We start from the raw sequence: 13,108 nt of genomic DNA, 5'->3' as shown, positions 1-13,108 counted from the left end.
CCAGATCTGGCAGTTACCGGTGGTTTATACAGCAGTGTTACCAGAATTAAGATAATCCTGGTTAGAAGGGGTTCCCGGCGCTGCCAGTAGCCCGTTAATCCGCGTGGCCTGAAGTCAGGGCGCGACAGAATTGCTGAACCTTCAGGCCATTAGCGTTGCGCAGCTGTAATGCCAGGTTGATCTCCTCCAGAGTACGCGCATTTTCGGCCAGTGGCGCAGCTATTTTTCCATGTCGCTGTAACCACGACGCCACGCTTGCCCAGCTCCACAGCGGCGAGTTGCCGTTGATACGTTGTATCGGCGAGGGAAAATCACCTGTGCCGCGCGTGCCGTCTTTTAGCATGGCGATCGACTGACGGGTCAGATTACTGAGTTGGGCAATATCGCTTAGCCCGACCAGACTGGCATCTACCGCTGTCACCGTTGCGGCCAGTGGAGATGATTCAATTGCGCGCACGGCGCTCATGATGGCGTTGGCAAAGCTGTCACTGTGACGGTCAAATTCAAGGTAAACCGCCTTACCGTAAAAACACACCAGCGCATCATCACAGCCGCTGGCGTAAAGATGGTCTTCAAGCTCAGGAGTTTCTGAAGTGACGTCTTTCAACAGCAGAGTAAAGTGAAAAAGTGGCATAATTGTCTCCCTGACTTTGTCTTCAGTGGGTAAGAATGCTGCTCTGGCAGCTATCGACCTTACGGCGGATTTGGGCGGCATGGTGCTCAGGTACGCGCGGTGTTGACCAAACGCTCATCTGATGCTGTCGATGTTCTGCAATTCCACATATGAGTCGTCCGAAGGCGTGTCCACTGGCTGGCCGAAAACGCCAGTCCTGCTCCATTGCGTATGCTATCGCTGCCTGGATATGTTTATTGGGATGTTCCTTCATCGTCACTCTCAGTCATGTTTACAGGATAAAATCATTGTTGACTGGCGTCAACAGTATGTTCAACTTTTATCCTCTGAAATTTCTGCAGCGATGACCATGCGTTTAAATCAGTTTCTCGCGCTCCCTCTCAAAGATGTTTCGCGCCCTGGGTAACCGGAGTTTGATTATCCGGCACGTTATCCAACGTCTGCTCGAAGCTGCGCAGGCGTTTATAGATCGACATCAGCTCCACCAGTGTGGTCCACGAGTTGATCAGATACTGGAACGAGTTGCGCACCTGGTCGAAGACGTTGGAGATTTGGGTCATCAAACCGAGGGTGATCGCCCCGGAAATAATCGATGGAAAAAGTACAAATATGCTGAAAAGTGCATCCAATTGCAGGTAAAAAACGCGTACCACGTTGAAGTAGAGATAATGAAAATAGAGTCGAAAATAGTTCTTCCGCACCCTGGCGAACAGTTCCCGTACCGTCTGCGGGGCAGCACGTTGCGCATCGTCTTCGCCGTACACCAGCTCTTTACGATAAGCGGCTTCCACCCGCTGATTACGAAACGATAAACCCGGTAGCTTGATGCCGACAACGGCCAGCAGTCCGGTGCCGAACAGCGACCATACTACCGCCGCAATAACCAAAGCATAAGGGATCTGTCCCAGGATCGGCACGGTTTTTACATGCACCGACAGCGCTACCAGCACCGGCAGAAAGGCAATCAGCGTCATAATGGCATTAATAAAACTGACGCCCATGTCTTCCAGCGTAGAGGCAAAGCGCATCGTATCCTCCTGAACACGCTGTGCGGCACCTTCGATGTGCCGTAAGTGCTGCCAGTTTTCCATATAGTAGTCGTTCATGGCCGTGCGCCAGCGAAATACATAGTGGCTGACAAAAAACAGATTTATCACGTTGATCACCACGGCTATCAGCACAATGCTGAGAATGTCGTTAACCAGATGATAAAACGTCTCAATCTTGATGGTATTAGGATGCGCCATTGCCTTTTGTATCAGGTCATAAAACGGTTCATACCAGCTATTGACCGCCACCCCGACCTGCACCGAAAACCAGGTAATGAAGACGATCAGCGAACTGCCCAGAATAGACCAGCGCTGCCAGGGATGTGGGCAGAACACAAACCAGAAAGCCGCGAACAGCAACGTAGCAAGCAGATAATAGCTGTAAAAGCCCAGTGCGCCCGGGGCGATGAAACGCAGTGCGTTCTCAGGCAACGGGCCAGCAGGCAGCAGTGAAAAATGCATCAGACGGGTAAATTCGGCCTCTGCACCCGCAAACCACAGTGCAATTGCCATCAGGCTCCAGATAACCACGCTGCTGAAAAACAGCGCTGGTTTTGGAAAAAATGAGGTAAACATAAGCGCTCCCGGGTGAAAATATGAAGTTATACCGCAATTGATTGTGCTTTTTCTCGCTTCTGTTGTATCGACAAATTTCTGCTGATGAAACCCCCCCCCACCGGCAGATATTTTCGTCGGCAATAAATCAAATCTCTCTTATTTAATTCTACAGATGACATATTTCCCTATACATCCTTTGGCTATTTTGGAACTGAATTTAAATTAACGCTGAATATTTAACGATAAAAGTCGATAACAATCGATGAGCTGCGGGGAATTGACAGAGATTGATTGAATCATCTCAAGTTTGTGGATTATCACCTGTGGTTTAAACCCGCAGAACGACGGCAATCCCGTTGCCCGTCGGGCGCGTGAGATAAACTTTTCGCCAGTTATTGGCGTATTTGCGTTGGGGTCATTTTTCGTATTACGGGAAGTCACTGTCAATGCCAGGCGAATGAATCATGAATGAAGACTCAGATGTTGTGTACCAGCTTTTGGCAAGAAGCGAGGGCAACTGCGCTATTTACATGCTGGATCCAGAGGGGATCGTTGCCAGCTGGAGCCTTGGCGCTCAACACGCCAAAGGCTATCTGCCTGCTGAAATCATTGGCAGAAATTTTAGCTGTTTCTACAGTCAACAGGACCAAATGCTGGGTAAACCGCGGCACGGTTTGCAGGTTGCCCGTGAGGCCGGTCGCTTTGCGACGAAAGGCTGGCGTTATCGCAAAGATGGCAGTGCTTTCTGGGCTCATGAGGTGATCGATGCCGTTTTTGATGATAACGGTAAATTATTGGGCTACGCGAAAATTACCCGTAACTGCACCGGGCAGCTTCAGCAAGATCGGCAGCAGCGCGACCAGACTTTCCGCCTGCTGGTTGAAGGCATTAATGATTACGCTATCTATATGCTTGATTTAAATGGCCTGGTTTTGAACTGGAACGCCGGAGCTTGCCGCGCCAAAGGTTTTACCTGCAACGAGATCATCGGTAAACACTTCTCCTGCTTTTACAGTGAACAGGATCGACGGCACAATCTCCCGGATAAGAACCTGCAGCAGGCCACCGCCACCGGGCATTTTGAGGATAATGGCTGGCGCTACCGTAAAGATGGCAGCGCCTTCTGGGCGCATGTGGTGATTGATGCCATCCGCAATGACGGCGGGGAGCTTATCGGTTTTGCCAAGATCACTCGCGACTGTACCGAAATGCGCGAGTACGAACGGCAGATCATTAATGCTAAAGATTTGGCGGAAAAGAGCAGTAAAAAAATGGCGTCACTTTCGCAGTTTCTCGACTCCATCGTTGCCAACATTCCCTCGTGCGTCATCGTTGAAGACGCCGTCTCGGGCGAAATATTGTTGATTAACAACCGTGCTGAACAGCTGTTGGGCGGCAGCCAGTGTGAATTTATTGGTAAAAAGGCCCAGGAGTGTATGACCCCGGCGATGAGCGCGTACTTTATGCAGCTTTCCGACGCGGCACAGCGTAAAGGGGGGGTACAGCGTAACGAACGGCAACTGGCCACCTCCGGCGGCGACCGAATTATCAGTGCCAGCGCTTCAATGGTGCGTGGCAAAGACGCCCGTCACAGTTACGTGCTGCTTATCGCCGATGATGTTACTGACCAGCGTGCGGCGGATGCGCGCATCCATCATATGGCGCACCACGATAACCTGACCAGCTTGCCCAACCGCGTGCTGTTCAATCAGCACCTGACCACGGCGCTGCGTGAAGATCGTGACGCACAGCGCCTGACGGCGGTGTTGGGGCTTGACCTGGATAACTTTAAAAACGTCAACGATGCGTTAGGCCATCAGGTAGGCGATGCGCTGCTATGTTCAGTCGCCGTTCGTCTGCGCAGCGTGCTGCGCAATCGCGATACGCTGGCACGTAACGGCGGGGATGAGTTTTCGATTGTTCTGCCTGGCTTGTCCCATCCGGAAGAGGCTGAAGCAATGGCCCGTCGCTTGATTGAGACGATTCGGCCGCCGTTTACCGTTCATGGTCACAATCTCTCAATCGGACTGAGCATTGGTATTACTCTCGCGCAGCACGGCATGACCTCGCCGGACTATCTGCTGCGCTGCGCTGATATGGCATTGTATGCGGCGAAACGTAATGGCCGTAATCGTTTCGAACATTTCACCAAAGCGATGGGCGATACGGCGCAGAAACGCCGCATTATTGAGAACGACTTGCGTGAGGCGATCACCTACCGCCAGCTGAAGCTCTATTACCAGCCGATCACCAACAACCAGCATCGAGAGATCATCGGTTACGAGGCGTTGATGCGCTGGCACCACCCGGAAAAAGGCATCATTATGCCGCTGGAATTTATACCGATAGCCGAAGAAACCGGGCTGATCCATAGCCTGGGTACCTATGCATTATACGAAGCCTGCCGCGAAGCGGCGAGTTGGCCCGGCGAGCAGACGGTAGCGGTCAACCTGTCGCCGTTGCAGTTTAAGAACAGCGCGCTGATAGCGGTAGTGGAAGGCGCTCTTAAAGAGTCGGGACTGGCGCCGCACCGGCTGGAGGTGGAAATAACCGAATCGGTATTACTGGATAATACGCTGGCGAATATCGATATTTTGCGAGAACTAAAGGCGCTGGGCGTGCAAATTGCACTGGACGACTTTGGTACTGGCTATTCATCCCTGAGCTATCTGCGATCCTTCCCGTTTGACAAGATTAAAATCGATAAATCCTTTATTAACGATATGCAGGACAGCCGCGAGGCGCTGGCAATTATAAGGGCGATTACCGGCATGAGTCGAAGCCTGGATATCCAGATTACCGCAGAAGGGGTGGAGAGCAACGAGCAGTTTCAGCGGCTGAAAGCGGAAGGTTGTACCCTGTTTCAGGGCTATTATTTTGGCCGCCCGCAGCCGCCGGAGCGCCGCCTCAAAGAATTTTAGTCCAGTGCAATGCGGCGGGCTGACCTGAAGATATCGCGGGTCAGCCTGCGGTGGATGTTAATGATTTTGTGCCATTTTGTTTCTATCTCCTCACGTTTTCTGCGTCATACTGTTACAATATAGCTATTGTTACCGGTAACAGTCACTCTGGTAAATATTTCAGTCAGCGACTATATTCTCCCTACACTTTATACTACTAAAATCAATCCGACCCCATATTAGCCGGCACGACGCTGCTGGTTTGAGAAGGCAATGTCATGTCAGAGCAAAAAAATGGAAGTACACGCAGGGACTTCCTGCTGAAAACCATCACCCTGGCGCCCGCCATGGCGATAGGTTCAGCAGGATTGGGAAGTCTGGCCGCGGTGGCACCTGCTGTGGCGAAGGAAGCTGCAGCAACAGGCCCGAAGCCAGCGCGTGAATATCGGCCGACATGGTTTACCCCGGAAGAGTTCGCCTTCATACAGGCGGCGGTGGCGCGGCTAATCCCGTCTGACGAACGTGGTCCCGGCGCGCTGGAAGCGGGCGTGCCTGAGTATATCGATCGCCAGATGAACACGCCGTATGCCACCGGCGCTAACTGGTATATGCAGGGGCCGTTCCATCCGGATGCGGATAAGGCGCTGGGCTATCAGCTGCCGTTGACACCGCGTGATATTTACCGTCTTGGCCTGGCTGATGCCGACGTGCTGGCAAAACAGCAGTATGGCAAGGTGTTCGCGCAGCTTAACGGCGAACAGCAGGACGCACTGTTACAGGCGTTGGAAGCGGGTAGCGTTGAGCTGCGCCAGCTGCCGGCCAAAACCTTTTTCACCTTCCTGTTGCAGAATACCCGTGAAGGTTTCTTCAGCGATCCGGTGCATGGTGGCAATCAGGGGCTGGTCGGCTGGAAGCTGATCAACTTCCCCGGCGCACGCGCTGACTTTATGGACTGGGTAGAACGTGGCGTACGCTACACGCTGCCGCCGGTATCCATTCGCGGGGAAAGGGATTGAGCATGGCAAACGTACAGAAAAAAGCAGATGCGGTGATTGTTGGTTTCGGCTGGGCCGGGGCGATCATGGCGAAAGAGCTGACCGAAGCAGGCCTGAACGTGGTGGCGCTGGAGCGTGGCCCGCATCGCGATACTTATCCTGATGGGGCTTATCCGCAGGTTATCGATGAGCTGACCTATAACGTTCGTAAGAAGCTGTTTCAGGACCTGTCGAAAAGCACCGTGACCATCCGTCATAACGCGGCGCAGACTGCACAACCGTATCGTCAGCTGGCGGCATTTTTGCCCGGCACCGGCACCGGTGGAGCCGGTTTGCACTGGTCCGGCGTCCATTTTCGCGTCGATCCGATCGAGCTGCGTATGCGTAGCCATTACGAAGAGCGCTATGGCAAAAGCTTTATCCCGCAGGGCATGACGATTCAGGATTTTGGCGTAAGCTATGCCGAGCTGGAACCGTTCTTTGACCAGGCAGAAAACGTGTTCGGGACGTCCGGATCGGCCTGGAGCATTAAAGGCAAAGTGGTCGGCCAGGCGGGTAAAGGCAATCCGTTTGCCGCAGATCGCTCCAGCGACTTCCCGCTCCCGGCGCAGAAGCGCACTTATTCGGCGCAGCTGTTTGCTCAGGCAGCAGAGAGTATCGGCTATCATCCTTACGATCTGCCCTCCGCTAACACCTCCGGCCCGTATACCAACACCTACGGCGCACAGATGGGGCCGTGTAATTTCTGTGGCTACTGCAGCGGCTATGCCTGCTATATGTATTCCAAAGCCTCGCCGAACGTGAATATTCTGCCGGCGTTACGTCAGGAATCGAAGTTTGAACTGCGCAATAATGCGTATGTGCTGCGCGTAAATCTCACCAATGACAAGAAACGTGCCACCGGCGTGACCTATATAGACGCGTCGGGGCGTGAAAACGAACAGCCCGCAGATCTGGTGATCCTGTCTGCTTTCCAGTTCCACAATGTGCATCTGATGCTGCTGTCCGGTATTGGTAAACCTTATGATCCGGTGACGAATGAAGGCACAGTAGGGCGAAACTTTGCCTACCAGAATATCTCCACCATCAAGGCATTCTTCGATAAAGACGTCTTCACCAATAACTTTATTGGTGCAGGCGGTGCGGGGGTGGGGGTTGACGACTTTAACGCCGATAACTTCGACCATGCCAAATACGGCTTTGTTGGCGGTTCGCCGATGTGGGTGAACCAGGCCGGGGTGAAGCCGATCTCCGGTCTGCCGACCCCGCCGGGGACGCCAAACTGGGGCAGCAAATGGAAAGCGGCGGTAGCCGATCATTACACCCATCATGTCTCTATGGATGCTCACGGCGCGCATCAGTCGTACCGCAATAACTACCTCGATCTCGATCCAAACTACAAAGACATCCACGGCCAGCCGCTGCTGCGTATGACTTTCGACTGGCAGGATAACGACATCAAAATGTCGCAGTTTATGCACGGTCGCATGCACAAAATAGCCGAAGCGATGGATCCTAAGCTGATTAGCGGCGCACCGAAAATGCCAGGTACCCACTTCGATACCACCGTGTATCAAACCACACATATGAACGGTGGTGCGATCATGGGTGAAGATCCGAAGACCAGCGCCATCAACCGCTATTTACAGAGCTGGGATGTCCCGAACGTATTTGTACCTGGCGCTTCTGCTTTCCCACAGGGGCTGGGCTACAACCCGACTGGCCTGCTTGCTGCGCTGACCTACTGGTCGGCGAAAGCAATTCGTGAGCAGTATCTGAAAAACCCCGGTCCGCTGGTGCAGGCATAAGGATAAGCCGATGAAAAAGATCACTTTCACTGCCCTGGTGCTGGGCATTATGGCGTTTAACGTTGCCGCAGATGATGCCGCCGTTGAGCAGATCAAACGCGGTGAATATCTGGCGCGTGCCGGGGACTGCACCGCCTGCCATACCAAAGTGGGCGCAGCCGCTTTCGCTGGCGGGCTGCCGATGGTGACGCCCATCGGCACCATTTACTCCACCAATATCACGCCGGATAAACAGTACGGCATCGGTGATTACAGCTACGACGACTTCCAGAAAGCGGTGCGCCACGGCGTAGCGAAGAATGGCGACACGCTCTATCCGGCAATGCCGTATCCGTCTTATGCGGTAGTCAGCGACGAGGATATGCAGGCGCTGTACGCTTACTTTATGCATGGCGTGCAGCCCGTGGCCCAGGCCAATCAGGACAGCGATATTCCCTGGCCGTTATCGATGCGCTGGCCGCTGGCCATCTGGCGCGGCATCTTTGCGCCGGATGTGAAAGCCTTTCAGCCGATAAAAGGCCAGGATGCGGCGTTGGCACGCGGTCAGTACCTGGTTGAAGGGCTGGGGCACTGCGGGGCCTGCCATACGCCGCGCAGTATCACCATGCAGGAAAAAGCGCTGAACGACGCCGAAGGCAGCGATTATCTGTCAGGCAGCAGCGCGCCGATTGACGGCTGGACCGCCAGTAATCTGCGTGGTGACAGCGGCGATGGGCTGGGTCGCTGGAGCGAGGATCAGCTGGTACAGTTTCTGTGTACCGGGCGCAACGATCATACCGCGGTGTTCGGTGGCATGACTGACGTGGTGCAGCACAGTCTGCAACATCTGACGGCGGAAGATGCCACCGCCATTGCCCGCTACCTGAAGTCGCTTGGGGCAAAAGATCCAAACCAGGTGGTATTCACGCCGGATGATACGGTGGCGAAAGCGCTGTGGAAAGGCGACGACAGCAAAACCGGTGCATCGGTTTATGTCGATAACTGCGCTGCCTGCCACAAAACCGACGGCAGCGGCTATCAGCGCTTTTTCCCGGTGCTGCGTGGCAACCCGGTGGTGCTGGCATCCGACCCGACATCGCTGATTCATATCATAATAAGCGGTGCGCAGCTGCCGGGCATGAAGGGCGCGCCGACGACCATCACCATGCCGGCCTTTGGCTGGCGACTGAACGACCAGCAGGTTGCAGACGTGGTGAACTTCATTCGCACCAGCTGGGGTAACAGCACGGCATCCATGGTCTCGGCCAGCGATGTGGCAAAAGTCCGCAAAGATGAAGCGGTGGTGAATCACCAGGGCAATGCGGATGTCGGGAAGCTGTCGCCGTAAAGCTCACTCACCGGCGTACACATGGAGTAAGGGCGACCGTTTACGGCCGCCCTTACTCGTTGGTTGGTGGGTGATGGCAAACCATATTCAGTTGCGGATTCAGTTAAGCCGCTGGCGTAGCGGAATATCCGTTATGCCCCTCTGCCATTAATCTGCAGCTATATATCTAATTTTAACAGGTAAAAAATCCATAAGCTCCTGTTTATTTATTAAATTAGTTTGTAAACAAGAAATAATAATAATACGTTTGTGGACATCGACAGCCAAACCCGGACATTTCACCGCCCTTTTTTATGTCCCTTTTACACCAAATGCCCCTTTTTCTGCCCCTGTAAATGAGCTGTTATGAGCGCATAGTGAATGAGGGCCAGCCTGGTAATTCAATTCAAATCATTCCATGTAACGCAGCAATATTTATGCAATACCCTGTTAACTGGATAAATTTAAATTATTTTCATCCCTCGTTCATACAATGAACAGACATTAACACACATCCAAATACTCCAATAATCACACATGGTTAGCTTTATTTTTGGGGAAGTGGCTGGTAAAGTGGTCGGGCGTGGAAAACGTAAGTCTCGCAAGAGGCTTGATCAATTATCAATGGACTGACTAACTTAATGGCTACATGCAAACAAAAAAATTTAGAATCAATACAGGCTCTACGTGGTTTGGCTGCTATGCTCGTAATGCTCTTCCATTACGGTATATCATTGAATCTTAACGCTGAGAATAAACTTGCAATCCTGCTAAGTCATGGCTGGTCTGGTGTTGATATGTTCTTTGTCGTTTCCGGTTTTATCGCTGCTTACACAGTAAGTATTGATGACAAAGGTTTGCGAGCAAGTATTGAATATCTGATAAAGCGTTTAATCAGAATTGTACCATTGTACTATCTTGTAACAATACTGAGCGCTGGCCACAGCATAGAATCCTTTATCGAGACTGGAAAATCTCTTCTTTTCATCCCTATTGGTGGCTTGCCCCCGGACGGATGGGGGCCAGGATATGGGGGTGCCAGGGTCGGACAAGGCTGGACTTTAAACTACGAAATGTATTTCTATTTGGTAGTTGCGATATCAATGGTGTTCGGCCGAGCTAAATGGCTTTTCACCACTGGATTTATAGCTCTTGTTGTGTTGACTCCTTTCGCTTTTTTTAGCGTTCCCGAAAACTACGGATTTGCTGGATTCTATTTTAACCATCAGTATGTAAACCTTATGACTAACCCAATAGTCCTGGAGTTTATTTTTGGCGTGGCTGTTTTCTTTATCTATAAAAACATGGGTAACAAAATGTCGTTAGTATGGGGGGGGGCGATAGTTGCTTCGGTTTTATACTTTTGTGTAAACCTTTACTCACCCTTTTATTTCAGCTCCAGAATTTACGCATGGGGAATACCCTCTGCAATATTGATAGTTGCACTTCTGAAACTGGAAAAAATGACGAAAATTAAATTCCCGAATGCAATTTTGCAACTTGGAAATATTTCGTTTTCTGTATACTTATTGCACGAGGGTGTTTTTGGTATTCTATCAAAAATAATCAAACACGCCTCTGGAAATGAAAAAATCTATTCACACCTGAGTGCGCGATTTATTTTATTTTCGCTATCTATATTTTTCACCGTATACTTATCAACTTTATCATACAAATACTTAGAGAAAAAACTTTACACTAAGCTAAAGCAAATGTTGCTACCTACACAAATTAATAATGAAAAACAGCCTGTATAACAGGCTGTTCCAGAGGCTATGCGCTACGGTACCAGCCCGTTAACTTAATAAATGAGTTAGCCACAGCAAATGCCGTGCCTGAACCTGCACTAGCTGTTGTGCCTGAAACTGAGTGAGAGTGCGCACCAATGTTTACCCAATGATCGTGCGCTCCTGTATATACGTTATGGGCGTGAGCACCGGCTGCAGACGTAGCATTCCCTCTGATAGTAGTTTGCCAGTTACCGCCAATATCATTCCAGAAGCGCCACGAGGTATCACCTCATTATACGTGTGTTGGTGATCACCCTGTACGTCAGTTTGCTTCCATCCATAATCAAACCCGGTGGTTGTTCGGAACCATGATCAAAATCACTGGTATTCGCCGAAAACGTGTGGCCGTGCGCTGGGATATTTCTTACCTCCAGCGTGACCGAGTCGAAACCGCCAGCTGCCATAACGTCACTACCGTTAGCGCTGGCCAGCCGAATCGTGCGGTTCCCACCAATATTTTTCCACGTTGTACCGGGGAATCGCTGATTCGGATCTTCGTTATATTGCCTATAAAGGTAAGCAGGAATAATCTGCTCAATTAGAGCGTGCATATTGCTTCACCTGAATGAGTGATGCCGAGGTGGAGAAATAGGCGCAGGTGTCGCCATAAACCAGGCTTGACTCTGGTGCCGGTGGTTTGATTGCGCCGTTAATCCTGATTTTAACTCGAATCATTGAAACCAGAGACCGAAAAGCAGAAGCTGCACTTCGTGTTGATGCCCCGTCCTGAGCGAGACAGACAGTCGCCCCACTACGCCTTAAATTCGCTTATATCACTCTGGACAGCGCAGTACGTAAATCAGGGATCAGACGCCGCCGGCCGTACCAGACGCGTCACAGCTGTGCATACTGGTTGCTGTCAGCTGGCGCTAACCCCGCTGTTATAGCCAGCCAGATGGGGCATGAGAATGCAGAGATGGTTTATGCGGTATATTCTGCATGGTTACATGCCCTCGATGGCGATCAGATAGAGTTCCTGAATCAACGCATCGGTGGAGTTAATGCCCCCATAGCGCTCCTGCACGTTAATGCGGTGTGGTTGAGCTATTGTTTTTGAGGCAATAATCAATGAGGAAGCTGTTTGTCCAGGGGGTGTGAGGCGTATACCGCCCCGGCTGCTGTTATTCAACCTGTAGCTTCGCCAGCGTATTCAGCAATGCGTCAACCTTCGGCATCAGCTGTTTGCGCCGTGGCCACACCACGTACAGCGGCAGCCCCGCTACGCTCAACTGCGGTAAAATTGGTATCAGCTCACCTTGCGCCAGCTGCTGCTCCATTAACCACGTTGCCATCTGCGCTACTCCCAGCCCGGCCGCTACCGCCGAGCGCTGCGCTTCACCATCCGCCAGCGCCATGCGGTGCGCTACGGTACGTGTAGTGATACGGCCATCCAGTGAGGCCACATGCCACGGGCTGGTGCTGCCGTCGATGCGGTTGTAAACAATCGCCTTGTGCTGTTCCAGCTGCGCCAGCGACTGCGGGATACCGTGCTGCGCCAGATAGTCTGGGGCAGCACAGAAAATCAGACGCTCGCTGCCGAGATAACGCACGCCGAGAGAGGGCGGATAGTTGCCTGGCCCACCAATACGCACCGCCACATCGATTCCCTCTTCAAACAGGTCAACAAAACGGTCCGAGAATGACAGATTAAGCTGCATCTCCGGGTGCTGTCGGCAGAAGTCGTTGAGCAGCGGCATCACATGCAGGCGGCCAAAAGTATGCGGTACCGCCACGCGCAGACGCCCGACCGGCATGCTGCGCTGCGCCGCCAGCACCGATTCCGCTTCGGCCAGCTCGCCCAGCACGCGGGCGCAGGTATCATAAAATGCCTGGCCGGCATCGGTCAGCACCAGGCTGCGCGTGGTGCGCTCAAACAGGCGAGAGCCAAGGCGTGCTTCCAGCCGGGCAATGCTTTTACTCACCGCCGAGCAGGTGAGATGCAGGCGCCCGGCGGCGGCGGTGAAGCTGCCGCTTTCCACGCTGGCGACGAAGGGCGTGATCCCCCGGAGACGATCTTCGGATACCGGCATTAATTCCTCCTGTTCATTAATACTATGAATTTATACCT

The 13,108-nt window shown here is 52.3% G+C and carries 11 protein-coding genes and 1 pseudogene; 6 read left to right on the top strand and 6 right to left on the bottom strand.

The annotated features are described in order from the left end of the window. Window positions 1-94: 94 nt before the first annotated feature. The 3 genes from JGC47_RS15405 to sbmA all read right to left on the bottom strand — a co-directional run bounded on the left by JGC47_RS15405 (window position 95) and on the right by sbmA (window position 2,259). On the bottom strand, window positions 95-634 hold the full coding sequence (locus JGC47_RS15405) for a hypothetical protein (RefSeq protein ID WP_009351312.1): 540 nt from the start codon (window positions 632-634) through the stop codon (window positions 95-97). A 22-nt stretch (window positions 635-656) separates the two neighbouring features. Continuing rightward, window positions 657-887, bottom strand: coding sequence for a hypothetical protein (locus JGC47_RS17720; RefSeq protein WP_004160385.1), 231 nt, complete (start codon window positions 885-887; stop codon window positions 657-659). A gap of 127 nt (window positions 888-1,014) precedes the next feature. Beyond that, window positions 1,015-2,259, bottom strand: coding sequence for a peptide antibiotic transporter SbmA (sbmA, locus tag JGC47_RS15400; RefSeq protein WP_004160384.1), 1,245 nt, complete (start codon window positions 2,257-2,259; stop codon window positions 1,015-1,017). 446 nt (window positions 2,260-2,705) lie between these two features. Here sbmA and JGC47_RS15395 point away from each other — a divergent pair, with 446 nt between their 5' ends. The 5 genes from JGC47_RS15395 to JGC47_RS15375 all read left to right on the top strand — a co-directional run bounded on the left by JGC47_RS15395 (window position 2,706) and on the right by JGC47_RS15375 (window position 11,007). Continuing rightward, window positions 2,706-5,162, top strand: coding sequence for a sensor domain-containing protein (locus JGC47_RS15395; RefSeq protein WP_004160380.1), 2,457 nt, complete (start codon window positions 2,706-2,708; stop codon window positions 5,160-5,162). Window positions 5,163-5,419: 257 nt separating this feature from the next. Further along, window positions 5,420-6,157: a gluconate 2-dehydrogenase subunit 3 family protein gene (locus JGC47_RS15390; protein ID WP_004160374.1), complete on the top strand. Its 738-nt coding sequence runs from the start codon at window positions 5,420-5,422 to the stop codon at window positions 6,155-6,157. 2 nt (window positions 6,158-6,159) lie between these two features. After that, complete coding sequence (locus JGC47_RS15385) at window positions 6,160-7,944, top strand: GMC family oxidoreductase (RefSeq protein WP_004160372.1); 1,785 nt, start codon at window positions 6,160-6,162, stop codon at window positions 7,942-7,944. Between the two features lie 10 nt (window positions 7,945-7,954). Next, on the top strand, window positions 7,955-9,271 hold the full coding sequence (locus JGC47_RS15380; protein ID WP_004160370.1) for a cytochrome c: 1,317 nt from the start codon (window positions 7,955-7,957) through the stop codon (window positions 9,269-9,271). A 620-nt stretch (window positions 9,272-9,891) separates the two neighbouring features. Beyond that, complete coding sequence (locus JGC47_RS15375) at window positions 9,892-11,007, top strand: acyltransferase family protein (RefSeq protein WP_004160368.1); 1,116 nt, start codon at window positions 9,892-9,894, stop codon at window positions 11,005-11,007. A 257-nt stretch (window positions 11,008-11,264) separates the two neighbouring features. On the opposite strand, the gene JGC47_RS17715 is transcribed toward JGC47_RS15375, so the two are convergent. Further along, window positions 11,265-11,591 (bottom strand): hypothetical protein, encoded by a 327-nt coding sequence (locus JGC47_RS17715; protein ID WP_004160367.1) that lies wholly within the window; start codon window positions 11,589-11,591, stop codon window positions 11,265-11,267. A gap of 221 nt (window positions 11,592-11,812) precedes the next feature. On the opposite strand from JGC47_RS17715, the pseudogene JGC47_RS17710 reads away from it, so the two are divergent. Then, window positions 11,813-11,917: pseudogene (locus JGC47_RS17710) on the top strand (site-specific integrase); the annotation flags it as partial. A gap of 66 nt (window positions 11,918-11,983) precedes the next feature. Here the strand turns inward: JGC47_RS17710 and JGC47_RS17705 are convergent. Continuing rightward, window positions 11,984-12,169: a hypothetical protein gene (locus JGC47_RS17705; RefSeq protein ID WP_013034908.1), complete on the bottom strand. Its 186-nt coding sequence runs from the start codon at window positions 12,167-12,169 to the stop codon at window positions 11,984-11,986. Continuing rightward, window positions 12,162-13,070, bottom strand: a complete 909-nt coding sequence (locus JGC47_RS15360) for a LysR family transcriptional regulator (RefSeq protein WP_004160362.1) — start codon at window positions 13,068-13,070, stop codon at window positions 12,162-12,164. Before JGC47_RS15360 ends, JGC47_RS17705 begins: the two co-directional genes overlap by 8 nt. Window positions 13,071-13,108 lie beyond the last annotated feature (38 nt).

It is taken from the genome of Erwinia amylovora, assembly GCF_017161565.1.
Taxonomy (GTDB): Bacteria; Pseudomonadota; Gammaproteobacteria; order Enterobacterales; family Enterobacteriaceae; genus Erwinia; species Erwinia amylovora.
The sequence above is the reverse complement of the archived record's forward strand: the minus strand, read 5'-3'. Positions and strand labels throughout refer to the sequence as shown.

Excerpts from the sequence above, each read along its gene's own strand:
- JGC47_RS15405 (WP_009351312.1), bottom strand. The coding sequence starts at position 634 with ATGCCACTTTTTCACTTTACTCTGCTGTTGAAAGACGTCACTTCAGAA.
- JGC47_RS17720 (WP_004160385.1), bottom strand. The coding sequence starts at position 887 with ATGAAGGAACATCCCAATAAACATATCCAGGCAGCGATAGCATACGCA.
- sbmA (WP_004160384.1), bottom strand. The coding sequence starts at position 2,259 with ATGTTTACCTCATTTTTTCCAAAACCAGCGCTGTTTTTCAGCAGCGTG.
- JGC47_RS15395 (WP_004160380.1), top strand. The coding sequence starts at position 2,706 with ATGAATGAAGACTCAGATGTTGTGTACCAGCTTTTGGCAAGAAGCGAG.
- JGC47_RS15390 (WP_004160374.1), top strand. The coding sequence starts at position 5,420 with ATGTCAGAGCAAAAAAATGGAAGTACACGCAGGGACTTCCTGCTGAAA.
- JGC47_RS15385 (WP_004160372.1), top strand. The coding sequence starts at position 6,160 with ATGGCAAACGTACAGAAAAAAGCAGATGCGGTGATTGTTGGTTTCGGC.
- JGC47_RS15380 (WP_004160370.1), top strand. The coding sequence starts at position 7,955 with ATGAAAAAGATCACTTTCACTGCCCTGGTGCTGGGCATTATGGCGTTT.
- JGC47_RS15375 (WP_004160368.1), top strand. The coding sequence starts at position 9,892 with ATGGCTACATGCAAACAAAAAAATTTAGAATCAATACAGGCTCTACGT.
- JGC47_RS17715 (WP_004160367.1), bottom strand. The coding sequence starts at position 11,591 with ATGCACGCTCTAATTGAGCAGATTATTCCTGCTTACCTTTATAGGCAA.
- JGC47_RS15360 (WP_004160362.1), bottom strand. The coding sequence starts at position 13,070 with ATGCCGGTATCCGAAGATCGTCTCCGGGGGATCACGCCCTTCGTCGCC.